General features: G+C 57.2%; 21 protein-coding genes. 11 read left to right on the forward strand and 10 right to left on the reverse strand.

Annotation, left to right across the window (positions count from 1 at the left end; translation table 11 throughout):
* Positions 1 to 95: 95 nt before the first annotated feature.
* Both rapA and rluA read left to right on the forward strand, forming a co-directional pair.
* The gene (gene rapA, locus HII27_RS14630) at positions 96 to 3,002 is read left to right on the forward strand and encodes an RNA polymerase-associated protein RapA (protein ID WP_185668588.1); all 2,907 of its coding nucleotides are present in this window, start codon (positions 96 to 98) and stop codon (positions 3,000 to 3,002) included.
* 11 nt (positions 3,003 to 3,013) lie between these two features.
* Positions 3,014 to 3,673: a bifunctional tRNA pseudouridine(32) synthase/23S rRNA pseudouridine(746) synthase RluA gene (gene rluA, locus HII27_RS14635; RefSeq protein WP_185668589.1), complete on the forward strand. Its 660-nt coding sequence runs from the start codon at positions 3,014 to 3,016 to the stop codon at positions 3,671 to 3,673.
* 52 nt (positions 3,674 to 3,725) lie between these two features.
* Here the strand turns inward: rluA and djlA are convergent, their stop codons facing one another.
* Complete coding sequence (gene djlA, locus HII27_RS14640; RefSeq protein WP_185668590.1) at positions 3,726 to 4,550, reverse strand: co-chaperone DjlA; 825 nt, start codon at positions 4,548 to 4,550, stop codon at positions 3,726 to 3,728.
* Between the two features lie 243 nt (positions 4,551 to 4,793).
* On the opposite strand from djlA, the gene lptD reads away from it, so the two are divergent.
* From lptD to apaH, 6 genes are read left to right on the forward strand one after another with little or no spacing between them, the layout of a single operon-like run.
* Entirely contained in the window at positions 4,794 to 7,166 is a 2,373-nt protein-coding gene (lptD, locus tag HII27_RS14645; protein WP_185668591.1) for an LPS assembly protein LptD, read from the forward strand.
* Between the two features lie 53 nt (positions 7,167 to 7,219).
* Complete coding sequence (surA, locus tag HII27_RS14650; RefSeq protein ID WP_185668592.1) at positions 7,220 to 8,506, forward strand: peptidylprolyl isomerase SurA; 1,287 nt, start codon at positions 7,220 to 7,222, stop codon at positions 8,504 to 8,506.
* Positions 8,506 to 9,498 (forward strand): 4-hydroxythreonine-4-phosphate dehydrogenase PdxA, encoded by a 993-nt coding sequence (pdxA, locus tag HII27_RS14655; protein WP_185668593.1) that lies wholly within the window; start codon positions 8,506 to 8,508, stop codon positions 9,496 to 9,498. Before surA ends, pdxA begins: the two co-directional genes overlap by 1 nt.
* Positions 9,491 to 10,312, forward strand: a complete 822-nt coding sequence (gene rsmA, locus HII27_RS14660) for a 16S rRNA (adenine(1518)-N(6)/adenine(1519)-N(6))-dimethyltransferase RsmA (RefSeq protein ID WP_035895418.1) — start codon at positions 9,491 to 9,493, stop codon at positions 10,310 to 10,312. Before pdxA ends, rsmA begins: the two co-directional genes overlap by 8 nt.
* A gap of 3 nt (positions 10,313 to 10,315) precedes the next feature.
* Complete coding sequence (apaG, locus tag HII27_RS14665) at positions 10,316 to 10,693, forward strand: Co2+/Mg2+ efflux protein ApaG (protein ID WP_123650718.1); 378 nt, start codon at positions 10,316 to 10,318, stop codon at positions 10,691 to 10,693.
* A gap of 3 nt (positions 10,694 to 10,696) precedes the next feature.
* Positions 10,697 to 11,545, forward strand: a complete 849-nt coding sequence (apaH, locus tag HII27_RS14670) for a bis(5'-nucleosyl)-tetraphosphatase (symmetrical) ApaH (RefSeq protein ID WP_185668594.1) — start codon at positions 10,697 to 10,699, stop codon at positions 11,543 to 11,545.
* A 101-nt stretch (positions 11,546 to 11,646) separates the two neighbouring features.
* On the opposite strand, the gene folA is transcribed toward apaH, so the two are convergent.
* From folA to HII27_RS14700, 6 genes are all read right to left on the reverse strand, one after another.
* Entirely contained in the window at positions 11,647 to 12,126 is a 480-nt protein-coding gene (gene folA / locus HII27_RS14675; RefSeq protein ID WP_035896030.1) for a type 3 dihydrofolate reductase, read from the reverse strand.
* Positions 12,127 to 12,283: 157 nt separating this feature from the next.
* The gene (kefC, locus tag HII27_RS14680) at positions 12,284 to 14,152 is read right to left on the reverse strand and encodes a glutathione-regulated potassium-efflux system protein KefC (protein WP_185668595.1); all 1,869 of its coding nucleotides are present in this window, start codon (positions 14,150 to 14,152) and stop codon (positions 12,284 to 12,286) included.
* On the reverse strand, positions 14,145 to 14,678 hold the full coding sequence (gene kefF, locus HII27_RS14685; RefSeq protein WP_064547348.1) for a glutathione-regulated potassium-efflux system oxidoreductase KefF: 534 nt from the start codon (positions 14,676 to 14,678) through the stop codon (positions 14,145 to 14,147). The genes kefC and kefF overlap by 8 nt, the downstream gene beginning before the upstream one ends.
* A gap of 120 nt (positions 14,679 to 14,798) precedes the next feature.
* A complete protein-coding gene (locus HII27_RS14690) occupies positions 14,799 to 16,109 on the reverse strand; it encodes an MFS transporter (protein WP_185668618.1) in 1,311 nt (436 codons plus the stop codon).
* A 57-nt stretch (positions 16,110 to 16,166) separates the two neighbouring features.
* A complete protein-coding gene (locus HII27_RS14695; RefSeq protein WP_185668596.1) occupies positions 16,167 to 17,117 on the reverse strand; it encodes a 2-hydroxyacid dehydrogenase in 951 nt (316 codons plus the stop codon).
* A gap of 197 nt (positions 17,118 to 17,314) precedes the next feature.
* Complete coding sequence (locus HII27_RS14700; protein ID WP_185668597.1) at positions 17,315 to 18,307, reverse strand: LacI family DNA-binding transcriptional regulator; 993 nt, start codon at positions 18,305 to 18,307, stop codon at positions 17,315 to 17,317.
* 253 nt (positions 18,308 to 18,560) lie between these two features.
* Between HII27_RS14700 and idnO the strand changes: the two genes are divergently transcribed.
* The 3 genes from idnO to HII27_RS14715 are packed head-to-tail and all read left to right on the forward strand — an operon-like array spanning position 18,561 to position 20,335.
* Positions 18,561 to 19,325: a gluconate 5-dehydrogenase gene (idnO, locus tag HII27_RS14705; protein ID WP_185668598.1), complete on the forward strand. Its 765-nt coding sequence runs from the start codon at positions 18,561 to 18,563 to the stop codon at positions 19,323 to 19,325.
* A gap of 15 nt (positions 19,326 to 19,340) precedes the next feature.
* The gene (locus HII27_RS14710; protein ID WP_185668599.1) at positions 19,341 to 19,871 is read left to right on the forward strand and encodes a gluconokinase; all 531 of its coding nucleotides are present in this window, start codon (positions 19,341 to 19,343) and stop codon (positions 19,869 to 19,871) included.
* Positions 19,868 to 20,335 carry a YhcH/YjgK/YiaL family protein gene (locus tag HII27_RS14715; RefSeq protein ID WP_185668600.1) on the forward strand — a complete coding sequence of 156 codons (468 nt, stop codon included), beginning with the start codon at positions 19,868 to 19,870 and terminating at the stop codon, positions 20,333 to 20,335. The genes HII27_RS14710 and HII27_RS14715 overlap by 4 nt, the downstream gene beginning before the upstream one ends.
* A 48-nt stretch (positions 20,336 to 20,383) precedes the next feature.
* Here HII27_RS14715 and HII27_RS14720 read toward each other — a convergent pair whose 3' ends face one another.
* The 3 genes from HII27_RS14720 to carB all read right to left on the reverse strand — a co-directional run bounded on the left by HII27_RS14720 (position 20,384) and on the right by carB (position 25,037).
* On the reverse strand, positions 20,384 to 20,617 hold the full coding sequence (locus HII27_RS14720; protein ID WP_035896033.1) for a YgdI/YgdR family lipoprotein: 234 nt from the start codon (positions 20,615 to 20,617) through the stop codon (positions 20,384 to 20,386).
* A 103-nt stretch (positions 20,618 to 20,720) separates the two neighbouring features.
* A complete protein-coding gene (locus HII27_RS14725) occupies positions 20,721 to 21,596 on the reverse strand; it encodes an ROK family protein (protein ID WP_185668601.1) in 876 nt (291 codons plus the stop codon).
* A gap of 216 nt (positions 21,597 to 21,812) precedes the next feature.
* Positions 21,813 to 25,037: a carbamoyl-phosphate synthase large subunit gene (gene carB, locus HII27_RS14730; protein ID WP_185668602.1), complete on the reverse strand. Its 3,225-nt coding sequence runs from the start codon at positions 25,035 to 25,037 to the stop codon at positions 21,813 to 21,815.
* Between the last annotated feature and the right edge of the window lie 7 nt (positions 25,038 to 25,044).

Here is a 25,044-nt window from a genome sequence, read left to right on the forward strand (position 1 = left end):
CCTTTCCATTCCTGGACCAAATTCACTCGCCGCCTGCTTTCAAAGGTGGTGGATGAATATTGCCTGCAATTTATTAAAGATAGAGCCGAACGCATATGCCTTTTACACTTGGTCAACGCTGGATCAGCGATACAGAAAGCGAACTGGGACTTGGTACCGTTGTTGCAATGGATGCACGCACCGTCACCCTACTCTTTCCGGCAACCGGAGAGAATCGTCTGTATGCCCGTAGCGACTCCCCCGTGACCCGCGTAATGTTTAATCCCGGCGACACGGTAACAAGCCATGAAGGCTGGCAGTTGCTCGTTGACGAAGTTATCGAAGAAAATGGCCTGTTGGCCTACATTGGCACCCGCCAGGACACCGAAGAGACCGGCGTCATGATGCGTGAAGTGCTGCTCGACAGCAAACTGGTGTTCAGCAAGCCGCAGGACCGTCTCTTTGCCGGGCAGATCGACCGTATGGACCGCTTTGCTCTGCGCTACCGCGCGCGTAAATACCAGAGTGAACAGTACCGTATGCCGTGGAGCGGCCTGCGCGGTCAGCGCACGAGCCTGATCCCGCACCAGCTCAATATCGCCCATGACGTGGGCCGTCGCCACGCGCCGCGCGTCCTGCTGGCGGACGAAGTGGGTTTAGGCAAAACCATCGAAGCCGGGATGATCCTGCACCAACAGTTGCTGTCCGGTGCCGCTCAGCGCGTACTGATCATCGTCCCGGAAACCCTGCAGCATCAGTGGCTGGTCGAAATGCTGCGCCGCTTCAACCTGCGCTTTGCACTGTTCGACGACGAACGCTACGCCGAAGCCCAGCACGATGCCTACAACCCGTTTGAAACCGAACAGCTGGTTATCTGCTCGCTGGATTTCGTGCGCCGCAACAAGCAGCGCCTGGAAAACCTGTGTGAAGCCGAATGGGATATCATGGTGGTCGACGAAGCGCACCACCTGGTGTGGAGCGAAGAGGCGCCAAGTCGCGAATATCAGGCCATTGAACAGCTCGCCGAGCGCGTGCCTGGCGTACTGCTGCTGACGGCAACCCCGGAACAGCTGGGGATGGAAAGCCACTTTGCGCGTCTGCGTCTGCTGGATCCAAACCGCTTCCACGATTTTGAGCAGTTTGTTGAAGAACAGAAAAACTACCGCCCGGTAGCCGATGCCGTCGCCCTGCTGCTGGCAGGCAACAAGCTCAGCAACGACGAACTGAACATGCTGGGTGAGCTGATTGGCGAGCAGGATATCGAAGCCCTGCTGCAGACCGCTAACAGCGATCGCGACGGCGCAGAAGCTGCCCGTCAGGAGCTGATCAGCATGCTGATGGACCGCCACGGCACCAGCCGCGTGCTGTTCCGTAACACCCGTAACGGCGTAAAAGGCTTCCCGAAACGCGAACTGCACACCATCAAGCTGCCGTTGCCGATGCAGTATCAGACGGCGATTAAAGTCTCCGGCATTATGGGTGCCCGTAAGAGCGCAGAAGAACGCGCCCGCGACATGCTCTACCCGGAGCAGATTTATCAGGAATTTGAAGGCGACACCGGCACCTGGTGGAACTTCGACCCGCGCGTAGAATGGCTGATGGGCTACCTGACCAGCCACCGCGCGCAGAAAGTGCTGGTGATCTGCGCCAAGGCCGCCACCGCGCTGCAGCTGGAGCAGGTTCTGCGCGAGCGCGAAGGCATCCGTGCCGCCGTGTTCCACGAAGGCATGTCGATTATTGAACGTGACCGTGCCGCCGCCTGGTTCGGCGAAGAAGACAGCGGCGCACAGGTGCTGCTGTGCTCGGAAATCGGTTCGGAAGGCCGTAACTTCCAGTTCGCCAGCAACCTGGTGATGTTCGACCTGCCGTTCAACCCAGACCTGCTGGAACAGCGTATCGGCCGTCTGGACCGTATCGGTCAGGCGCACGATATTCAGATTCACGTGCCGTACCTGGAAAAAACCGCCCAGTCGGTGCTGGTTCGCTGGTTCCACGAAGGGCTGGACGCGTTTGAGCACACCTGCCCGACCGGCCGTACTATTTACGACAGCGTCCATGACCAGCTGATCAACTACCTGGCGGCGCCGGAAAATAGCGATGGCTTCGACGACCTCATCAAGAGCTGTCGCGAACAGCACGAAGCGCTGAAAACCCAGCTGGAACAGGGGCGCGACCGCCTGCTGGAGATCCACTCCAACGGCGGTGAAAAAGCGCAGGCGCTGGCGGAAAGCATCGAAGAGCAGGATGACGACACCAACCTGATCGCCTTCGCCATGAACCTGTTCGATATCGTCGGTATCAACCAGGACGATCGCGGCGAGCACCTGATCGTGCTGACCCCATCCGACCACATGCTGGTGCCGGACTTCCCGGGTCTGCCGGAAGACGGCTGTACCGTGACCTTCGAGCGTGATGTAGCGCTGTCCCGCGAGGACGCGCAGTTCCTGACCTGGGAACACCCGCTGATTCACAACGGCCTGGATCTGATCCTCTCCGGTGATACCGGCAGCAGCACCATTTCCCTGCTGAAAAACAAAGCGCTGCCGGTGGGTACGCTGCTGGTCGAGCTGATTTATGTGGTTGAAGCGCAGGCGCCGAAACAGCTGCAGCTCAACCGTTTCCTGCCGCCAACGCCGGTGCGTATGCTGCTGGATAAAAACGGCACCAACCTCGCCGCCCAGGTTGAGTTTGAGACCTTCAACCGTCAGCTCAGCGCGGTGAACCGTCATACCGGTAGTAAGCTGGTAAATGCGGTACAGCAGGACGTGCATACCATTCTGCAAAAAGGCGAAGCACAGATTGAGCAAGCCGCTCAGGCGCTGATTACCGCCGCCCGTGAAGAGGCGGACGAGAAGCTCAGCGCGGAACTGTCGCGCCTGGAAGCGTTGAAAGCGGTGAACCCAAACATCCGCGACGACGAACTGTCCGCGATTGAAAGCAACCGCCAGCAGGTGATGGAAAGCCTGTCGCAGGCGGGATGGCGTCTGGACGCGCTGCGTCTTATCGTCGTCACTCACCAGTAATCGGAGCCGCTATGGGCATGGAAAACTATCATCCGCCACGGGACCCGTGGCTGGTGATCCTCTATCAGGACGAGCACATCATGGTGGTCAACAAGCCCAGCGGCCTGTTGTCCGTCCCGGGCCGCCAGGAAGAGCATAAAGACAGCGTCATGACCCGCGTACAGCGCGACTATCCGCAGGCGGAGTCCGTGCACCGCCTCGATATGGCGACCAGCGGCGTTATCGTCGTCGCCCTGACCAAAGCGGCTGAAAGAGAACTGAAACGTCAATTCCGCGAGCGCGAGCCGAAAAAGCAGTACGTCGCGCGCGTGTGGGGTCACCCGCAGCCGCAGGAAGGCCTGGTGGATTTACCGCTGATTTGCGACTGGCCAAACCGGCCAAAGCAGAAAGTGTGTTATGAAACCGGCAAGGCCGCGCAGACGGAGTATGAAGTGCTGGAGTATGCGCCGGATAACACCGCGCGGGTGAAGCTCAAGCCCATTACCGGGCGTTCACACCAGCTGCGCGTGCATATGCTGGCGCTGGGTCACCCGATTCTGGGTGACCGCTTTTATGCGCACGACGAGGCGTTAGCGATGGCGCCACGTTTGCAGCTGCATGCGGAGACGTTAACCATTACCCATCCGCAGTTTGGCAACAGCATGACGTTTAAGGCACCGGTCGATTTTTAGATTGTGCCAATGTTTTCCCGGGCGAGCGCAAGCGACCCCGGGTTCATGCACCTTACTTAAATCCCTTCTGTTCTTTTATTAACTCGTACGCTTTCTGAATTTCCTGCGCCTTCTGCTTGGCCATCTCCATCATCTCCGGCGGTAACCCTTTGGCCACCAGCTTATCCGGGTGATGTTCGCTCATCAGCTTACGATAGGCGCGTTTGATGGTCGTGGCATCATCGCTCGGCTTCACGCCCAGCACGTTACACGCATCTTCAAGCGTTGGGCCGCGCTGTGCCTGCTGCCAACCGCCGCCCTGGCCGCCCTGAGACTGCTGATGGTAGCCGCCACCAAACTGTGCGCCGCCCTGCATCATGCGCAGGAACTGGTCGAACTGGGCGTGGGAGATCCCCAGCTCTTCGGCAATGACGTACAGCACGTCGCGTTCGTTCGGGTGCAGAGAACCGTCGGCAAAGGCCGCCTGGATCTGAATCTCCAGGAACATACGAATAAGATCAAAACGACCAAAGCAGACGCTACGGAACTGACGCATTTTTTCGCGCAGCGGATAGTTGTCGGCTTTACCAACGCGAAACGCCTGCTGCGCTGCGGTACGAGATTCACCGTGCAGATTCATCCGGTCCATAAACAGGCTGGCGACATGAATATCCGCTTCGGTAACGCGCCCTTTCGATTTGGTCAGGTGGCCCATCACTTCAAAGGTGGTGGCAAAAAACAGCGACTGACGCTGCTGTTGATTGGCAAACCAGTTCATGCGACGACTGCGCGCCTTATCAAACATGTGGCCCACGAGCAGCCCGAGGACAACGCCCCAGAACCCTCCGCCCATCATCAGAGCGACGGCCACACCAATCACTTTTCCCCAATACTGCATATACTCCCCAAATCGTCATGCCAGCGGCTAAAATATGCATTATCATACCTGTCATTCAATGCCGTGCATAACACCTCTGGCACGAACGGGCAGGATAGACTCGATCAATTTCACGTTGCGACTCACGGTAATGCAACTTAGAAGCCGACGAGCATTAACACTAGCGTCATCACGATGAGTACGTTAGTCTCTGACCGTTTGCAAGCCGCAATGCTATAGATGACGGAACAACAAATACAACGTATGAAAAAACGTATTCCCACTCTCCTCGCGACTATGATCGCCAGCGCCTTGTACAGCCAGCAGGGAATGGCTGCCGATCTCGCATCTCAATGTATGCTTGGCGTACCCAGTTACGATCGCCCGTTAGTGAGTGGTAAACCTAACGACCAGCCGGTGACCATCACCGCCGATCACGCGAACGGTAACTACCCAGACAACGCCGTGTTTACCGGCAATGTCGATATTAATCAGGGAAATAGCCGTTTGCAGGCCGATGAAGTTCAGCTTCATCAAAAGCAGCCTGATGGGCAGCCTACACCGGTTCGTACCGTCGATGCACTCGGCAACGTTCACTACGATGATAATCAGGTTATTCTTAAAGGGCCGAAAGCCTGGTCAAACCTGAATACCAAAGATACTAACGTCTGGAAAGGTGACTACCAGATGGTCGGCCGTCAGGGCCGCGGTACCGCAGATGTCATGAAACAGCGCGGCGAAAACCGCTATACCATTCTGGAAAACGGTACCTTTACCTCCTGTCTCCCTGGTTCAAACACCTGGAGCGTGGTGGGTAGCGAAGTGATCCACGACCGCGAAGAGCAGGTCGCGGAGATCTGGAACGCCCGCTTCAAAATTGGCCCGGTTCCAGTCTTCTATAGCCCGTATCTGCAGCTTCCGGTCGGTGACAAACGTCGCTCCGGCTTCCTGATTCCGAACGCTAAATACGGCAGTACGAACCACTTTGAGTTCTCGTTACCGTATTACTGGAACATCGCGCCGAACATGGACGCGACCATCACGCCGCACTATATGGACAAGCGTAGCGGCGTCATGTGGGAAAACGAATTCCGCTATCTGACCGATGCCGGTCAGGGTCTGTTTGAGCTCGATTACCTGCCTTCAGACAGCGTCTACTCCAGTGAACACCCTAACGATGAGAATAGCCGCCGCTGGCTGTTCTACTGGCAGCACGCCGGGGTGATGGATCAGGTATGGCGTTTCAATGCCGACTACACCAAAGTCAGCGATCCGGACTACTTCAACGACTTTGACTCGAAATATGGCTCGAGTACCGACGGCTACGCCACGCAAAAACTGAGCGTCGGTTATGCGGTGCAAAACTTTGACGCCACCGTGTCATCAAAACAGTTCCAGGTCTTCGACCGCAGCAACAGCAACTCCTATTCGGCTGAGCCGCAGCTGGATATCAACGCCTACCAGAACGACGTCGGTCCGTTTGATACCCATCTCTATGCGCAGGCGGTGAAGTTTACCAACAGCAACAGCACCATGCCTGAAGCGACGCGTCTCCACCTGGAGCCGACCATCAGTCTGCCGCTGGGCAACCGCTGGGGTAGCCTCAATACCGAAGCGAAGCTGCTGGCAACGCACTATAACCAGAGCAATATCGACAACTACAACAACGACTCGAGCAACGCGAACACGCTGGCCAGCTCGGTTAACCGCACCCTGCCGCAGCTGAAAGTTGACGGTAAGATGGTGTTTGAACGCGATGTGGCGCTGAGCCCGGGTTATACCCAGACGCTGGAACCACGTATGCAGTATCTGTACGTGCCGTACCGCGATCAGAGCAAAATCAACAACTACGACTCCACTTTCCTGCAGTCCGACTACTCTAGCCTGTTCCGCGACCGTACCTACAGCGGCCTTGACCGCATCGCCTCCGCAAACCAGTTAACGACCGGCGTCACATCGCGTATTTATGATGACGCTGCCGTTGAACGTTTTAACGTTTCTGTTGGTCAAATCTACTATTTCACCGAGTCCCGTACCGGTGATGACAACATTAACTGGGAGAAAAACGACAAAACGGGCTCGCTGGTTTGGGCAGGTGATACCTACTGGCGCATCAGCGACCAGTGGGGCTTACGCAGCGGCGTTCAGTACGATACGCGTCTGAACAACATATCCACCAGCAGTACAGCCATTGAATGGCGTCGGGACGAAGAGCGTTTGGTGCAGTTGACTTACCGTTATGCCAGCCCGGAATATATTCAGGCAACGCTGCCGACGAGTTACTCCACCAACGATCAGTATCGTGAAGGAATTTCGCAGGTAGGCGCCACGGCAAGCTGGCCAATCGTCGATCGCTGGTCCGTTGTCGGTGCTTACTACTATGACACCAACACCGGTAGCGCCGCCGACCAGATGCTGGGCGTGCAGTACAATTCCTGCTGCTACGCTATCCGCGTAGGCTACGAGCGTAAACTCAACGGCTGGGACTACGACAGCAACAGCAAGACTGGCGGGCAGGCCAAATATGACAACTCCATCGGCTTCAACATTGAGCTGCGTGGTCTGAGCTCCAACTACGGTCTGGGTACCCAGCAGATGCTGCGTTCCAACATCATGCCGTACCAGAGCTCTCTGTAATATCACTGGTTAGACACATCATCCGCATTGCGGTTAATTGAAATGGAAAAAGTATGAAGAACTGGAAAACGCTGCTTCTCGGTATCGCCTTAGTTGCGAATACCAGCTTCGCTGCCCCGCAGGTTGTCGATAAAGTAGCAGCCGTCGTGAACAACGGCGTTGTCCTTGAAAGTGATGTTGATGGTCTGATGCAGTCCGTCAAAATGAACTCCGGCCAGGCGGGTCAGCAGCTGCCGGACGATGCGACCCTTCGCCACCAGATCCTGGAACGTCTGATCATGGATCAGATTATCCTGCAGATGGGGCAGAAAATGGGCGTGAAGATCTCTGACGAGCAGCTCGATCAGGCGATCGCCAACATCGCGAAGCAGAACAACATGACGATGGATCAGATGCGCAGCCGTCTGGCCTACGATGGGATGAACTACAACACCTATCGTAACCAGATCCGCAAAGAGATGCTGATCTCCGAAGTGCGTAACAACGAAGTGCGTCGCCGCATCACCGTGTTGCCGCAGGAAGTGGACGCGCTGGCAAGCCAGATTGGCAACCAGAACGATGCCAGCACCGAGCTGAACCTCAGCCACATCCTGGTTCCACTGCCGGAAAACCCAACCTCCGATCAGGTCAATGAAGCGCAGAGCCAAGCCGAATCTATCGTTGAGCAGGCTCGCAACGGCGCCGACTTCGGTAAGCTTGCGATCACCTACTCTGCCGACCAGCAGGCGCTGAAAGGCGGCCAGATGGGCTGGGGGCGTATTCAGGAGCTGCCGGCTATCTTCGCCCAGGCGCTGAGCACGGCGAAAAAAGGTGATGTCGTCGGTCCCATTCGTTCCGGTGTGGGCTTCCACATTCTGAAAATCAACGATATGCGCGGCCAGACGCAGAATATCAATGTCACCGAAACCCACGCTCGCCACATCCTGCTGAAGCCGTCGCCAATTATGACCGACGACCAGGCACGTGCGAAGCTGGAGCAGGTTGCAGCGGATATCCGCAGCGGCAAAACCACCTTTGAGAAAGCGGCTAAAGAGCTGTCTCAGGATCCAGGCTCTGCTAACCAGGGCGGTGATTTAGGTTGGGCAACGCCGGATATCTACGATCCATCATTCCGCGATGCGCTGATGAAGCTGAACAAAGGCCAGATGAGCGGCCCGGTTCACTCTTCCTTCGGCTGGCACCTGATTCAGTTGCTCGATACGCGTAACGTTGACCGTACCGACGCGGCGCAGAAAGATCGTGCTTACCGCATGCTGATGAACCGTAAGTTCTCTGAAGAAGCAGCGACCTGGATGCAGGAACAGCGCGCAAGCGCCTACGTTAAAATTCTGAGCAACTAATGACGCAACACGCTCGTGTCGTTATCACTCCCGGCGAACCCGCCGGGATTGGTCCGGATCTCGCGATCCAACTGGCCCAGCGCGACTGGCCGCTCGAACTGGTCGTTTGCGCTGATGGCCGCCTGCTCACCGAGCGGGCCACGCTTCTCGGCCTTCCCCTCACGCTACTGCCCTACTCCCCCGAAAAACCGGCTGCACCACAGCGCGCTGGCACGCTCACGCTGCTGCCCGTGGCACTGCATGCCGAGGTTATTCCAGGAACGCTGAACGTCGCGAACGGGGGCTACGTCGTTGAGACGCTGGCGCGCGCCTGCGACGGTTGCCTGAGCGGTGAGTTTGCCGCGCTGGTCACCGGGCCGGTGCATAAAGGCATTATTAACGATGCTGGCGTCGCCTTTACCGGGCACACCGAGTTCTTCGAAGAGCGTGCTGGCGCACCGAAAGTGGTGATGATGCTGGCAACCGAGGAGCTGCGCGTGGCGCTGGCGACTACCCACCTGCCGCTGAAAGCGGTGAGCGATGCCATCACGCCGGACCTGCTGCGGGAAGTGATTACCATCCTGCACGATGACCTGCAGAACAAGTTTGGTCTTGCCGAACCGCACGTGCTGGTCTGCGGCCTGAACCCGCACGCGGGCGAAGGCGGACATATGGGTACGGAAGAGATAGACACCATTATTCCGGTGCTGGAAGAGATGCGGGCAAAGGGGATGAATCTAAGCGGGCCGCTGCCTGCCGATACCCTTTTCCAACCAAAGTATCTGGACCATGCCGATGCGGTGCTCGCAATGTACCACGATCAGGGCCTACCCGTGCTAAAATACCAGGGATTTGGTCGTGGCGTGAACATTACGCTCGGTCTACCCTTTATTCGCACCTCCGTTGACCATGGTACCGCCCTCGAACTGGCAGGCCAGGGGAAAGCGGATGTCGGCAGTTTTATTACGGCGCTTAATCTCGCCATCAAAATGATTGTTAACTCTAATGAATAATCGAGTCCATCAGGGCCACTTAGCCCGTAAACGCTTCGGGCAAAACTTTCTCAACGATCAATTCGTGATCGACAGTATTGTTGCGGCCATTAACCCGCAAAAAGGCCAGGCCATGGTTGAAATCGGCCCGGGTCTTGCCGCGCTGACCGAGCCGGTTGGCGAACGTCTTGACGAAATGACCGTTATCGAACTGGACCGCGACTTAGCCGCGCGTCTGCAAACGCACCCGTTCCTGGGGCCGAAGCTGACCATTTATCAGCAGGATGCCATGACCATGAACTTTGGCGAGCTGTCTGAGAAGCTCGGCCAACCGCTGCGCGTGTTCGGTAACCTGCCGTACAACATCTCCACGCCGCTGATGTTCCACCTGTTTAGCTATACTAACGCTATTGCAGACATGCACTTCATGCTGCAAAAAGAGGTGGTTAACCGTCTGGTTGCCGGTCCAAATAGTAAAGCCTATGGTCGTCTGACCGTCATGGCGCAATACTACTGCAACGTGATCCCGGTACTTGAAGTGCCGCCAACCGCGTTCACGCCACCGCCAAAAGTGGATTCCGCCGTCGTACGCCTGGTGCCACATAGCACTAAACCGTACCCGGTAAAAGATGTCCGCGTTCTGAGCCGTATTACGACCGAAGCCTTTAACCAGCGTCGTAAAACTATCCGCAACAGTCTGGGCAATCTGTTCAGCGTTGAGCTGTTGACGGAGCTGGGTGTAGACCCGGCCATGCGCGCGGAAAATATCTCTGTTGCGCAGTACTGCCGGATGGCCAACTATCTGTCCGAGAATGCGCCCTCGAAGGAGAGCTAAACCATGATCGATTCGCCGCGAGTTTGCGTCCAGGTACAGAGCGTCTACATTGAGACGCACTCCCAGCCGGAAGAAGAGCGTTACGTTTTTGCTTATACGGTGACCATTCGCAATCTCGGGCGAAGCGCGGTGCAGCTTCTCGGCCGTTACTGGCTGATTACTAACGGCCACGGCCGTGAAACCGAAGTTCAGGGCGAAGGTGTTGTCGGCGTGCAGCCGCACATCGAGCCCGGTGAAGAATATCAATATACCAGCGGCGCCGTGCTGGAAACTCCGCTCGGCACCATGCAGGGTCACTACGATATGGTCGATGTAGACGGCGTGCCGTTCTCCATCGACATTCCCGTTTTCCGTCTCTTTGTTCCCACGCTGATTCATTAAAACATGGCTACATACCTTATTGGCGACGTTCACGGTTGCTTTGACGAGTTAATTGCTCTGCTCGAGCAGGTGGCGTTCACCCCAGACGTCGATACCCTGTGGCTGACGGGCGATCTGGTCGCGCGCGGTCCTGGTTCACTGGAAGTGCTGCGCTACGTTAAATCGCTGGGCGACTGCGTGAAAGTGGTGCTCGGTAACCACGATCTCCACCTGCTAGCGGTGTTTGCCGGCATCAGCCGCAACAAGCCGAAGGATCGCCTGAACCCACTGCTGGAAGCACCGGATGCTGACGAGCTGCTCAACTGGTTGCGTCGTCAGCCGTTGATGCAGGTCGATGAAGAGAAGAAGCTGGTGATGGCGCACGCGGGTATTACACCGCAGTGGGATATGGAAACCGCTAAACAGTGCGCGCGCGACGTTGAAGCGGTGCTCTCAAGCGACTCCTATCCGTTCTTCCTCGACGCCATGTACGGCGATATGCCCAACAACTGGTCGCTGGATCTCTCCGGTCTGGCGCGCCTGCGCTTTATCACCAATGCTTTTACCCGCATGCGCTACTGCTTCCCGAACGGCCAGCTGGATATGTACAGCAAAGAGTCGCCGGAGAACGTGCCTGCGCCGCTGAAGCCGTGGTTTATGCTGCCAGGGCCGATTACCGATGAGTACAGCGTGGCCTTTGGTCACTGGGCATCGCTGGAAGGTAAAGGTACGCCAGAAGGGATTTACGCGCTGGATACCGGCTGCTGCTGGGGCGGAGATTTAACCTGCCTGCGCTGGGAAGATAAACAGTACTTTGTACAACCGTCGAACCGAAAGCTGGCGCCGGGTGAGAGCGAGGCGGTAGCGTCGTAGTTCGGTGCATCCCCATAGAAAAATAAAAACGCCGGGTTCTCTCCCGGCGTTTTTATTTTGGTAGCCCGGCCAAGTGAAGCGCCGCCGGGAACGGCTCGGTCTTAACGACGCTCAAGCACCTCAAAGCAGTAGCTATGAGAGTTCTGCTCATCCGCATCATGGAACTCGCTAAACACCGACTCCCACTGGTCTGGGTCATAATCCGGGAAATGGGTGTCGCCTTCCACTTCGGCATCAATGTGCGTCAGATAAAGCTTCTGTGCTTTCGGCAGGAACTGCTCATATACGCGACCACCGCCAATCACCATAATCTCTTCCACGTCGCCGCAGGCAGCGATCGCTTCATCGACCGATTTCACCCACTGTACGCGGTCATCAGTGCCCGGCTGGCTGCTGATGACGATGTTCTTACGGCCCGGCAACGGGCGTCCAATGGACTCCCAGGTCAGGCGGCCCATCACCACCGGTTTGTTTAAGGTGTTGCGTTTAAACCAGGCCAGATCGGCTGGCAGGTCCCAGGGCATGGCGTTTTCCATACCGATAACGCGATCTACCGCTAGTGCAGCAATCAGACTGATCATTGAGTGTGTCCCAGATACGAAAAAAAATTGTCGCCACTATACGGAAAGCTTAATCTTTCGTCGACTGGCAGCCAGGTAAAGAAGAAGAAAATTTTTCGTTTTGCTGGCAAGTCCACGGTAGGTTAAGTGGACAGCCAGCATTACACCTAATACGGCATCAGAGCGTCGGCTTTACTTCCGGCTCGTCTTCTGGATTACCGCTATGTTTTCCCTCTTCCGTTCCCTGCCAGCCGTGGCGCTGAATCACCGACAGGTGGTTGCGATCTTCGTTGATAATCTCGGTGAGCATGGCGCTGGTGCGTTTAAACGCCGCTGCCCGTGAAGTGTCATCGTTTTCCGCCATCTCCACCATCTCTTCCATCAGCTGCGTGTTAAAGCGACGGAACAGGTCGGCACGCTCGCGCGCCTCATAGGCGCCAAGCCCCAGTGACTCCAGCGCCTGACGACCCGACTTCAGTGCCCCCTCAAAGGTTTCACGCTCCGGTGCGTCTACCCCGGCCTGACGCAGCTTGATGTAGTGCTCAACGTCGCGGGCGCGTGCAATAATCGTCAGATTCGGGAAGTGCTCTTTTGCCACCTCGGTTAGCTCAAGGCTCGCCTGCGGATCGTCAATGGCGTTAATCAGCACCTCGGCCTTCGCCGCGCCTGCCGACTCCAGCAGATCGGCTCGCGTTGCATCGCCGTAAAAGACTTTCATATCGAATTTGCGCAGCGTATCGACGTGATCCGGATCGTGATCGAGGACTACCATTTTCACCCCGCTCGACAGCAGCAAGCGGCCGGTAATCTGCCCGAAACGCCCGAAGCCCGCGATAATCACCCGCGGCTGTTCTTCGTCGATTTGATCCGCTTCGCGCGCATCACCTGCGCTATTACGTTTCTCAAGGCGGGTCAGCAGCACCAGCAGAATCGGCGTCGCCGCCATTGACAGGGCTACCGCCAGCGTCAGCGCCTTGGCCCATTCCGGATCCAGCACGTTAGCCATCTGCGCGGCACCAAACACCACGAAGGCAAACTCACTCCCCTGCCCCAGCAGCGCCGCGAACCACAGGCGCTGCGAGCGCGGCACCTGAAGCGGTTTGGCAATCAGCCACAGCAGAACGGACTTAATCACCAGGAAGCCGACCAGCAGCGTAATAATGCGCAGCGGGTTATGAATCAGCGTGCCAAAGTCGATGGACATTCCGACGCCGATAAAGAACAGACCTAGCAGCAGCCCTTTGAACGGCTCGATATCGCTTTCCAGCGCGTGACGGTACTCCGAGCTCGCCAGCAGCACCCCGGCGAGGAATGCGCCCATCGCCATCGATAGCCCGACCTCTTCCAGCAGTAAGCCAAAGCCAAAGACCAGGAACAGGGCCACGGCGCTGAATACTTCGCGCAGACCGGAGCGCGCCACGAAGCGTAACAGCGGTCGCGTAACATAGCGCCCCAGCATCACCACCAGCGCCAGCGCCCCGGCCACCTTCAACGCCGAGAACGCAAAGGCGCCGAGCGTGGTGGAACCGCCGCTGATCGCCAGCAGTGGGATCATCGCTACCAGCGGAATGGCTGCAATATCCTGGAACAGCAGCACCGCAAAGGCGCTACGCCCCACCTGCGTCACCGTCAGGTTGCGTTCATTCATCGCCTGCATGGCAATCGCGGTAGACGACAGCGCCAGCGTCATGCCGATAAGCTCCGCCACCTGCCAGCGCAGGCCAAGGAAGATACAGAAGACGCCAATTAACGCGCCGCACAGCACCATCTGCAAGAGACCACCGCCAAACACCGAGGCGCGGAGTTTCCAGAGACGCTGCGGGTCCAGCTCAAGGCCAATCACGAACAGCATCAGTACCACGCCGATTTCAGCAAAGTGCAGAATAGACTCGGCGTCGGTCACCAGCCGCAGCCCCCAGGGGCCGATAATACAACCAGCAATCAGGTAGCCGAGCACCGAACCCAGCCCCAGACGGACGGCGATGGGTACAATCAGCGCCGCCGAACCGAGATAAATCAGCGCCTGTATTAGCGTATGGCTATCCATTATTGTGCTCCTCCTGCCAGGCCAGTAACCGTTGTTTGTAGTGTCGCGCCTGCGCCTGCAGCGTCTCTTCGTCGCAGATAAACGTGCAGTGGACGGCAAACGGCGGCAACCATTTCATGCCGCAGTACACCGCGGTGGCCTCCAGCGGTTGTCCCAGCACGTCAAAGCCTGGATGTGATCCAATATCAAAGTGGCTTTCGCCGCCGCCGGTGGTGACCGCCCACATCACGCTTTTGCCGTGCAGCGCTGTGCCGCCGTGACCGTAGGCCCAACCGTGCGCCAGCACTTTGTCTAGCCACAGCTTCAGCAGCGGCGGCGTGCTGTACCACTGCATCGGGTGCTGCAGAATGACCAGATCGGCGCGGGAGAGCGCCTCCTGTTCGGCGGCGACGTCGATATTAAAATCGGGATAGAGGTGATAGAGAGAACGGATTTCAACGCCGTCGAGCGTCCTTACCTGCTCAAGCATCCGCTTATTCGCATGCGAGTGATGCGGATAAGGATGCGCATAAATAATAAGAATCATAATTCGCCTGTCTTACTTCATTATTTTATTCCTGAGTTTAGACAGTTAATGATGACACTTACAGGATCAGTTCACACAACAGCAGGAATTGGGGGGCGTGAGAACCACGCCCCGGCAGGGTCAGGAAGGTTGGTTGGCTGGTTTATCCGCCACAGGCGGTTCGTCAGATGATGCGGTCAGGTCGCACTGTTTTGGCAGGAAGAAGGTGATGGTCCCGGCGATAATCAACGAGCCCGCCAGCGCGCACACCGCCACGTTCTGGCCATAGAAGTAGATCATCACCCCGACCAGATACGGCCCGCAGAAGCCGCCCAGGTTACCCAGACCGTTGATCACGCCACGCGCGCTGCCCGCCACTTCCGGCATGGCAATACGTCCCGGAATTGACCAGAACGGGCTGGTCGCCGCTTTCAGGAAGAAGCCACACACCACCAGCGCGATATAGGCCGCCACCACGTGGTCGCGCAGCACCACCGAAGCCAGCAGCGCGGCGGCAAAACCGTAGAGCGAGAAGCGAACCCACAAACGCCGTTTCCCGCTGCGGTCGCTGAACAGGGAGATAATGTAGATCCCGGCAAGCGTGGCGATAAACGGCAGGATGGCCAGCACGCCCACGCTCGCCATATTGGCGCCGGTCAGGTTCTTGAGGATCGTCGGCAGCCACAGCGTGTAGCCGTAATCCCCGGTCTGGTAGAAGAAGTTGAGCAGTACCAGCTTCATCAGCCCCGAGTTACGGAACACTTCCCGCACCGGCGCGTTGCTGACCGGCGCTTCTGAACGTCGAGCCTCTCGCTCGGCGGTCAGCGCGGTTATCAGATACTCACGCTCACGCTCCGGCAGCCAGCGCGCCTCTTCCGGGCGGTCGCTAATCATCAGCCACCATACGGTCAGCACCACCAGCGACAGCAGCCCTTCGATGATAAACAACCAACGCCAATCGAGCGCCGAGATAATCGCCCCGGAGACCGGCGCGGTGAGCATGCCGCCCAGCGGGGCAAACATCATTACAAAGGCGTTCGCACGGCCAATCTCTTTTTCCGGGAACCAGTTACTGACCATCGTCAGCACCACCGGCAGCATGCCGCCCTCGGACACGCCGAGGATAAAACGCAGCGCCAGCAGCTGGTATTCATGGGTCACAAAGCCGGTAGCAATCGAGACAATCGCCCACGCCAGCAGCGACCAGGCGATAAAACGCTTACCGCTACCGTGAACCGCAATGCGCCCGCCCGGTATTTGCAAAAAGAGATAGCCAATAAAGAATATCCCGCTCGCGACCCCCGCCATCTGGCTGGTAATACCCAGGTCGGACTCCATACCGCCGGGCAGCGCGAAGCTGATATTAACCCGGTCCATAAACGAAATAATGCACGCGATGAGAACAGGCGCAATGATGCGCAGCCAGCGAGTGCCAGGTATTTTCTCATTCATCATTCATACTCTCTCTCGAGGGGAAGCCATGCTCAGCATGGCGAAAAGAACCGAGGATTAATCAATGGCATTCGGTAAAGGCGTCGCGTTGAAAAAGGCGTCGACGTTCTTGAACACCACCTCGCTCATCCGTTGGCGGGTTTCGTGGGTAGCGCTCGCTACGTGCGGCAGCAGTACCACGTTATCCATGGCAATCAGCGCCTCAGGCACATGCGGCTCTTCTTCGTACACATCCAGCCCGGCACCGGCAATGACACCATTTTGCAGGGCGTGAATCAGGGCTTTTTCATCCACCAGGGTGCCGCGCGCGATGTTAATCAGCCATGCGTGTTTTGGCATCACGTTAAACACGCTCGCATCGATCAGCCCGCGGTTTGCCGCGCCGCCTGAAGCGGCAATCACCAGAAAGTCGCTTTCGTGAGCCAGAGTGTGCAGGTCGGCACACCACTGATAGTCAACGTGATTAAGCTTTTTGCGGTCGGTGTAGAGGATCTCCATATCAAATCCGCTGGCGCGACGGGCAATGGCCTGGCCGATGTTACCCATGCCAAAGATACCGAGGCGTTTACCGCTAACCTGAGTCGCCAGCCCCGGCCCTTGTTTCAGCCATTTGCCTTCGCGAACAAATTTATCGCCCTGGCACAGCTGGCGCGCGCCTGCCAGCAGCAGCCCCATCGCCAGATCGGCAACATCGTTGGTCAGCACGCCGGAAGTGATGGTGACGGCAATGTCATGAGCGCGGGTATAGTCGAGATCCACCGCGTCAGTACCGACACCAAACACCGCCACCAGCCCAGCGTTAGGCAGCTGTTCCAGCACGGCGCGGGTGACGCCGATATCACCACGGGTGACCACCGCCTGCACCTGATGGCCGACTTCGCGTAAGAAAGCCTGCGGGTCAGCCTGTTCATACAGACGATAGACCTGGAAAGCGGTGGAGAGTTTGTCCATCAGGCCGTCTACGACCGGAGCAATCAACAGTACCGTGTTTGGGTTTGCAGTATTCATCGTGTTACCTGTTTAAGCGTTTAGAAATTTGTTACGCCTATCAAACGGGTTTTCACGATGTCATTTTGCGATCTGCATCACGGCAGATCGTGTTAGAAATCCGTGTTACGGATGACGTGATCGTGGAAGCAAAAGCCCGCTGGAATGCGGGCTGGGTGGCAACAATTGAATAACATTGCCGACGTGGCAGGCGAAAGCTAGATGGTTTCACCCATCGATAAACGATAATGCAGGTCAACCTTCTCAATAGTAGGTAACCCTTTTATTTTCTTGATTAAAATCTCGGTGGCGACCTTGCCCATTTCAAAGCGCGGGGTCAAAACGCTCGCCAGACGCGGGCTCACCACCTGACCCATCTCCAGCCCATGGAAGCCCGCAATCGCCATCTCCTGCGGCACCGTGATACCCGAAGCGATGCACTCCTGTAACACCCCGACCGCCAGGTCATCGTTGGTGCAGAGAATAGCATCCATCTCTTTATACATCTGACGGGCAAGGGTCATCATGCCGGTGCCAATTGACACCGAAGAGACCTTGTTTGGCGCTATGCGCCCGACAGCCAGACCCGCCTCCTCCATTGCCCGGCAGTAGCCCGCATAGCGCTGCTCATCGCGAATATCCGACATCGAGCCAAAATAGATAATCTGCTTTTTGCCGCTGGCCAGCAGCATGTTGGTCATATCCAACCCGGCGCGGTAATTATCAAAGCCCACGTTAATGCGATCAGCGTTATCCGATAGCCCCATCACCTCGGCAATAGGGATTTTTGCGGCTTTCAGGTATTTCTCCGCCCGCAACGTATGGACCGATTCGGTTAGCAGCAGCGCCTTGACGTTCAGCGCCAGCACGGTAGCAATCTGTTCCTCTTCACGCTGGCTGTCGTAATCGTAGTTCACCACCAGCGTTTGATAGCCGTGGGCGGTGGTGACCGATTCAATACCTGCCAGCACGTCGGAGAAAATCTGATTATTAAAAGAGGGGATCAGCACGCCAATGCGCGGCGCAACGTTACTACTTATGGCGGGATTATCGGCATCCGGCTGGTAGCCCACCTCTTCAATCACGCTGGCAATGCGTTCGGCGGTTTCCGGCTTCACCTTCTCAGGGGTACGTAAATAGCGGCTGACGGTCATTTTGGTTACCCCCGCCAGCGCGGCGATATCCTCTAACGTGATGCGTTGTACTTTCATTAGCCCTGCCCGTCATTGCCGAAATCCTGTGGCCTATTATGCCAGCAGGTTACAAAAAAGAGAAAGCGATAACCCATCGTCAAAGCCCCGTATGGCGCGGTTTTCGCCCGGTTTTCCTCTTCAGGATCACACATGCTGTAACCCCTTTTTGTAACATAGTTGAGAGTGATCTTCATCACAGTTTAACCGAGACAAAAACCGTGAGATAGGGAGCATCTTCTTGGCGCATCGGCTCGCAATACAGGACACAGTGATGAACAACTTATTCAGCCTGCAAGGCAAACGCATTTTAATTACCGGTTCCGGACAAGGTATCGGCTACGTGATGGCTCAGGGACTGGCCCAGTACGGCGCGGAAATCATCATCAACGATATCTCCGCAGAACGCGCCGAGCAGGCGGCGATGAAACTCCGCGACGAGGGTGCCACCGCCCATACTGCGGTCTTTAACGTCACCGACCCGGAGTCGGTGGAAAACGCTATTGCCGATATTGAAACTCGCATCGGCGCTATCGACGTGCTGTTTAATAACGCCGGCATCCAGCGCCGCCACCCGTTCACCGAGTTTCCGGTGAAAGAATGGAACGACGTGATTGCCGTGAACCAGACCGCCGTTTTCCTGGTTTCCCAGGCCGTGGCCAAACGCATGATGACGCGCGGCGCGGGGAAAATCGTCAATATCTGCTCGATGCAGAGCGAACTGGGCCGCGACACCATCACCCCGTACGCCGCCGCCAAAGGCGCGGTCAAAATGCTGACCCGCGGAATGTGCGTGGAGCTGGCGCGCCATAACATTCAGGTTAACGGTATCGCTCCTGGCTACTTTAAAACCGCCATGACCCAGGCGTTGGTTGACGATAAAGCCTTCACTGACTGGTTGTGCAAACGTACGCCAGCCGCCCGCTGGGGCGACCCGCAGGAGCTGGTTGGCGCGGCGGTATTCCTGTCGTCGAAAGCCTCTGATTTTGTGAATGGGCATCTGCTGTTTGTTGACGGCGGCATGCTGGTTGCCGTCTGAGTCGGGAGCAAAACCATGGCAGGACAATGCATTATTTTAATGGGCGTCTCCGGCACCGGAAAAACCACCGTCGGGCAAGCGCTTTCCCAGGCGCTGGGGGCGAAGTTTATCGACGGCGATGACCTTCACCCACGGGCCAATATCGTCAAAATGGCCGCCAGCCAGCCGCTGGAGGATAGCGACCGCCAGCCGTGGCTGGAACGTATTGGCGATGTGATCTTTAGCCTCGGGCAGAAAAACGAGTCCGGCGTGCTGGTCTGCTCGGCGCTGAAAAAGCGCTACCGCGACCAGCTGCGCGCGGGTAATCCGCATCTGCGCTTCCTGTGGCTGACCGGTGACTACGACTGCATCTTGCAACGTATGCAGGCGCGCAAAGGCCACTTTATGCCGGAAGCGTTGCTGCGAAGCCAGTTTGCCGCGCTGGAAGCCCCAGACGACCGCGAGCCGGACATTCTGCCGGTCGATATTTCCGGCGATGTACCGGGCATTGTTGCCCGCTCGCTCACCCTTTTAGCCCATCAACCCGCATCGGGAGTTCCGGCATGATTATCGACACGCTGTACAACGCGGAGAAAACCGCCTTTTATCCGCAGGCTATCCGCAAGGCGCTGCGCGCCGTGATCCAACAGGAGCCACACACCCTGCCGCCGGGTAAATATACCGTCGATGGCGATAACCTGTTCTTCAACGTGGTGGAAGGGGAAAGCAAGCCGCTTGCCGAGCAGCGCCCAGAGTATCATCGTCAATATATTGATATTCACATCGTACTGAAGGGTGAAGAGATTATTGGGGTGGGTAATAAGGGGCTGGAGATTGTCGAGGACGGCGCGTTTAACGACGCGCATGATATCGGCTTCTGCACGCAGATCAGCAGCGAAACGCTGATTCACCTGCACCCGGAAGAGATTGCCATCATCTTCCCCGGCGAGCTTCACCGCCCGATGAGCAGCCTTGGCGCGGGCGCACCGCTGCGTAAAATCATCGTCAAAATCAATAGCGCATTGATTTAAACGTTATGCGCTGGCCCCGCACTGCATTCGCGGGGCCACGAATAACGTTTAATTATCGAGCTCACCCATCGACCGCACCTGATCGCGATTGATCTGTTCGGTTTTGCCGGTTTCAGCATTTTTGTAAGACACCAGGCCGGTATCTTCATCGACCTGCGGTTTCCCGTCGGTGACGATAGTCTTCCCATCGGTAGTTTTTAACGCCTGGTTGGATGAACACCCAGCAACGGTAAAGAGCGCGCCGGCGGTCAGAATCGCTACGGTAAGTCGCTTATATTGCATCATGTTTCCCTCCTGCTTCTCAGCTAAAATCGTTATCACTCTAACCATTTTAGGTTAGCTGGCTGAAAGCGAGAGGGAAACCAGAACACTCCGAAGCGACATTTTAGCCATGTTGCTGTGTAAAGCTCACCGCTGCGCCGATAAGATTGGCGTCGTTGCGGTACTGGCAGAGCAGCAGCTTCGGCATAAATTCCGCGAGATCTTTTTCCGCGACCAGATCGGTTAAGCGAGAGGCGATCCCGGCAAAAATAGCATCGCTGGCAGAGATCCCACCGCCGATCACCAGACAATCCGGATCGTAGCAGACCTGCAAATTGAGCAAGCCGACAGCCATCCAGTGGTAGAACTGCGCCACTTCCTGCTTCGCGACCTCATCGCCCTGCTCGGCCAGACGAAACACCTCGGCCCCGGAAATCGAATCCAGCTCAAGCGACATCCGCTGCGCGTAGCGCCGCGCCATCGCCACGGCGGTGCCCAGTTCGCTGAACGTCTGCCCGCCCTCCAGCGTCATCAGGCCAAACTCACCTGCATAACCGTGACTACCGCGACGCAGCACTTTATCTTCCAGGATAGCCCCGCCCACGCCTGAGCCGACGATCACAAACAGCACGTGCCGATAGTCTCGCCCGGCCCCCAACGCCGCCTCGGCAATACCTGCCGCGTTGGCATCGTTCTCAATGCTGACCGGCAGGCCAAACAGCGCCGTCAGCGCCTCGACAATCGGGAAGTGGTGGATATAAGGAATGGCGCTGAGGCCACCTATCACGCCGCGTTCAGGGTCTACGCTGCCGGGAGCGCTAATGGCCACGCCCTGAATGTCATAGCGCTGCTGGTACTGACGGCAGATTTCCAGCAGTTGTGCCTGCATTTTCTCCCAGCTATCAGGCGTTTTTACTGCCCCCGTATCCGTTAAAGTGTCCTGATGCCAGACGCCGTACTTAATTGAACTCCCACCCCAATCAAATAACAAAATAGCCATATATATTCCGTAGTTATGAGTAGTAACAGAAAGAAATCGGGCCATTATGCCGTGAGGATAAATGGTTAAACTTGTGCATTCTCTCAACATGAGAAACGTACTGGAGAAATACCGTCGGGGTTAGCGTCGAGACGCTCCCGGCGGCGCTTCGCCTGGACGGGTTACAAAAACAAAAACGCCGGGCAGTTGCCCGGCGTTTTATTTTATCGCTCGCACTTATTTTTTCATCTGTGCGTGCATTTCCTGGACGGAAGTCACTTTGTCTTTGGCATCCGCATTCAGCGCCATCGCCGTCGCGAAACCGCCGTTCAGGGTGGTGTCGTAATGCACCTTGTACTGCAGCGCGCTGCGGCGAATCAGCTTGGAGTCTTCAATCGCCTGACGACCTGCGGTGGTGTTGATGATGTAGGTGTATTCGCCATTCTTGATACGGTCCTGAATGTGCGGACGACCTTCGTGCACCTTGTTCACCAGACGCGGGTTGATACCGGCTTCGCCCAGCACAATCGCGGTACCGTGGGTCGCATCCAGCTCGAAGCCCTGTTTCAGCAGCTTAGCAGCCAGGTCAACCACACGCTCTTTGTCGCCTTCGCGAACGGAGAGCAGCGCACGGCCCTGTTTTTTCATGGTGGAGTTGCTACCCAGCTGTGCCTTGGCGAACGCTTCCGCGAAGGTACGGCCCACGCCCATCACTTCCCCGGTAGAGCGCATTTCTGGCCCTAACAGTGGGTCAACGCCTGGGAACTTGTTGAACGGCAGCACCACTTCTTTCACCGAGTAGTACGGTGGAATGATCTCTTTGGTCACGCCTTGCTGCTTCAGGGTTTTCCCTGCCATCACGCGCGCCGCCACTTTCGCCAGCGGTACGCCGGTCGCCTTGGAGACGAACGGTACGGTACGCGCCGCACGTGGGTTGACTTCAATCAGGTAGACTTCGTTATCTTTCACCGCAAACTGCACGTTCATCAGGCCGCGTACCTGCAGTTCGAAGGCCAGCTTCTGCACCTGCTCACGCATCACATCCTGAATTTCCTGGCTCAGCGTATAGGCTGGCAGGGAGCACGCGGAGTCACCGGAGTGAACGCCCGCCTGCTCGATGTGCTCCATGATGCCGCCAATCAGCACCATTTCGCCGTCGCAGATAGCGTCGACATCGACTTCAATCGCGTCGTCGAGGAAGCGGTCCAGCAGCACTGGTGCGTCGTTGGATACGCTGACAGCGGTCTGGAAGTAACGCTTAAGGTCAACTTCGTCGTAAACGATTTCCATCGCACGGCCGCCGAGTACGTAGGATGGGCGCACCACCAGCGGGTAGCCAATCTCTTTCGCCTTCTCAACCGCTTGTTCAATCGCGGTCACGGTGGCGTTCGCCGGCTGCTTCAGCTTCAGACGGTCAACCGCATGCTGGAAGCGCTCGCGGTCTTCCGCACGGTCGATGGCATCCGGGCTGGTACCGATAACCGGTACGCCTGCGGCTTCCAGTTCACGCGCCAGCTTCAGCGGGGTCTGGCCGCCGTACTGCACGATAACGCCCTTCGGCTTCTCGATGCGCACGATTTCCAGCACGTCTTCCAGGGTGACCGGCTCGAAGTACAGGCGGTCGGAAGTGTCGTAGTCGGTAGAGACGGTTTCCGGGTTACAGTTGACCATGATGGTCTCGTACCCGTCTTCGCGCAGCGCCAGCGAGGCGTGAACGCAGCAGTAGTCGAATTCGATACCCTGACCGATACGGTTCGGGCCGCCGCCGAGGACCATGATTTTATCGCGGTCAACGGACGGGTTGGATTCGCACTCTTCTTCATAGGTGGAGTACATGTAAGCGGTGTCGGTGGCGAATTCCGCCGCGCAGGTGTCCACACGCTTGTAGACCGGGTGCAGGTTATACTGGTCACGCAGCTTGCGGATTTCCGCTTCGCGTACGCCCGCCAGTTTTGCCAGACGCGCATCGGCAAAGCCTTTGCGTTTCAGGTGGAACAGGAAGTCAGCGTCGAGGCCGTTGATGCCCACTTCCGCCACTTTCTCTTCCAGACGCACCAGCTCTTCAATCTGCACCAGGAACCAGCGGTCGATGTTGGTCAGGTTGAACACGCCATCGACGGAGAGGCCCGCGCGGAAGGCATCGGCGATGTACCAGATACGCTCAGCGCCCGCATCTTTCAGCTCGCGGCGAATTTTGGTCAGCGCTTCAGGGTCGTCGAGACTCACTTTCGGGTCGAAGCCGGTCGCGCCGACTTCCAGGCCGCGCAGCGCTTTCTGCAGGGATTCCTGCTGCGTGCGGCCAATCGCCATCACTTCACCAACAGATTTCATCTGCGTGGTCAGACGGTCGTTCGCGCCAACAAACTTCTCGAAGTTGAAGCGCGGGATCTTGGTCACAACGTAGTCGATAGACGGTTCGAAGGAGGCCGGGGTACGGCCGCCGGTGATGTCGTTCATCAGTTCGTCGAGGGTGTAACCCACTGCCAGCTTGGCCGCCACTTTCGCAATCGGGAAGCCGGTTGCTTTTGAGGCCAGCGCCGAGGAGCGAGATACGCGCGGGTTCATTTCGATAACAATCAGGCGACCGTCTTTCGGGTTCACCGAGAACTGGACGTTAGAACCACCGGTTTCGACGCCGATTTCACGCAGTACCGCCATCGAGGCGTTACGCATGATTTGGTATTCTTTGTCGGTCAGGGTCTGCGCTGGCGCCACGGTGATGGAGTCACCGGTGTGGATGCCCATCGCATCGAAGTTTTCGATAGAGCAGACGATGATGCAGTTGTCGTTCTTATCACGCACCACTTCCATCTCGTACTCTTTCCAGCCGATCAGTGATTCATCAATCAGCAGCTCGTTGGTTGGCGAGAGATCCAGGCCGCGTTCGCAGATTTCTTCGAACTCTTCGCGGTTGTAAGCGATACCGCCACCGGTGCCGCCCATGGTGAAGCTTGGGCGGATGATGCATGGGAAGCCGACGTCAGCAGCAACTGCCAGCGCTTCTTCCATGGTGTGCGCGATACCGGAACGCGCGGTGTCGAGGCCGATTTTCTTCATCGCCACGTCGAAACGGCGGCGGTCTTCTGCTTTATCAATCGCGTCGGCGGTAGCGCCAATCATGGTCACGCCGAACTCTTCGAGTACGCCCTGGCGTTCCAGCTCCAGCGCGCAGTTCAGCGCGGTCTGGCCGCCCATAGTTGGCAGAACCGCATCCGGACGCTCTTTTTCGATGATTTTGCGTACCACTTCCCAGTGAATCGGCTCGATGTAGGTCGCATCGGCCATTTCCGGGTCGGTCATGATGGTGGCCGGGTTGGAGTTCACCAGAATGACGCGGTAGCCCTCTTCGCGCAGCGCTTTACACGCCTGGGCACCGGAGTAGTCAAACTCACACGCCTGACCGATAACAATCGGGCCCGCGCCCAGAATCAGGATACTTTTTATGTCTGTACGTTTTGGCATGGCTCTT

The sequence above is a fragment of the Kluyvera sichuanensis genome, assembly GCF_014218705.1.
GTDB classification, from domain to species: Bacteria; Pseudomonadota; Gammaproteobacteria; order Enterobacterales; family Enterobacteriaceae; genus Kluyvera; species Kluyvera sichuanensis.

Bases quoted from the DNA above. Each gene is read 5' to 3' on its own strand.
- rapA (WP_185668588.1), top strand. From the start codon at position 96: ATGCCTTTTACACTTGGTCAACGCTGGATCAGCGATACAGAAAGCGAA.
- rluA (WP_185668589.1), top strand. From the start codon at position 3,014: ATGGGCATGGAAAACTATCATCCGCCACGGGACCCGTGGCTGGTGATC.
- djlA (WP_185668590.1), bottom strand. From the start codon at position 4,550: ATGCAGTATTGGGGAAAAGTGATTGGTGTGGCCGTCGCTCTGATGATG.
- lptD (WP_185668591.1), top strand. From the start codon at position 4,794: ATGAAAAAACGTATTCCCACTCTCCTCGCGACTATGATCGCCAGCGCC.
- surA (WP_185668592.1), top strand. From the start codon at position 7,220: ATGAAGAACTGGAAAACGCTGCTTCTCGGTATCGCCTTAGTTGCGAAT.
- pdxA (WP_185668593.1), top strand. From the start codon at position 8,506: ATGACGCAACACGCTCGTGTCGTTATCACTCCCGGCGAACCCGCCGGG.
- rsmA (WP_035895418.1), top strand. From the start codon at position 9,491: ATGAATAATCGAGTCCATCAGGGCCACTTAGCCCGTAAACGCTTCGGG.
- apaG (WP_123650718.1), top strand. From the start codon at position 10,316: ATGATCGATTCGCCGCGAGTTTGCGTCCAGGTACAGAGCGTCTACATT.
- apaH (WP_185668594.1), top strand. From the start codon at position 10,697: ATGGCTACATACCTTATTGGCGACGTTCACGGTTGCTTTGACGAGTTA.
- folA (WP_035896030.1), bottom strand. From the start codon at position 12,126: ATGATCAGTCTGATTGCTGCACTAGCGGTAGATCGCGTTATCGGTATG.
- kefC (WP_185668595.1), bottom strand. From the start codon at position 14,152: ATGGATAGCCATACGCTAATACAGGCGCTGATTTATCTCGGTTCGGCG.
- kefF (WP_064547348.1), bottom strand. From the start codon at position 14,678: ATGATTCTTATTATTTATGCGCATCCTTATCCGCATCACTCGCATGCG.
- HII27_RS14690 (WP_185668618.1), bottom strand. From the start codon at position 16,109: ATGAATGAGAAAATACCTGGCACTCGCTGGCTGCGCATCATTGCGCCT.
- HII27_RS14695 (WP_185668596.1), bottom strand. From the start codon at position 17,117: ATGAATACTGCAAACCCAAACACGGTACTGTTGATTGCTCCGGTCGTA.
- HII27_RS14700 (WP_185668597.1), bottom strand. From the start codon at position 18,307: ATGAAAGTACAACGCATCACGTTAGAGGATATCGCCGCGCTGGCGGGG.
- idnO (WP_185668598.1), top strand. From the start codon at position 18,561: ATGAACAACTTATTCAGCCTGCAAGGCAAACGCATTTTAATTACCGGT.
- HII27_RS14710 (WP_185668599.1), top strand. From the start codon at position 19,341: ATGGCAGGACAATGCATTATTTTAATGGGCGTCTCCGGCACCGGAAAA.
- HII27_RS14715 (WP_185668600.1), top strand. From the start codon at position 19,868: ATGATTATCGACACGCTGTACAACGCGGAGAAAACCGCCTTTTATCCG.
- HII27_RS14720 (WP_035896033.1), bottom strand. From the start codon at position 20,617: ATGCAATATAAGCGACTTACCGTAGCGATTCTGACCGCCGGCGCGCTC.
- HII27_RS14725 (WP_185668601.1), bottom strand. From the start codon at position 21,596: ATGGCTATTTTGTTATTTGATTGGGGTGGGAGTTCAATTAAGTACGGC.
- carB (WP_185668602.1), bottom strand. From the start codon at position 25,037: ATGCCAAAACGTACAGACATAAAAAGTATCCTGATTCTGGGCGCGGGC.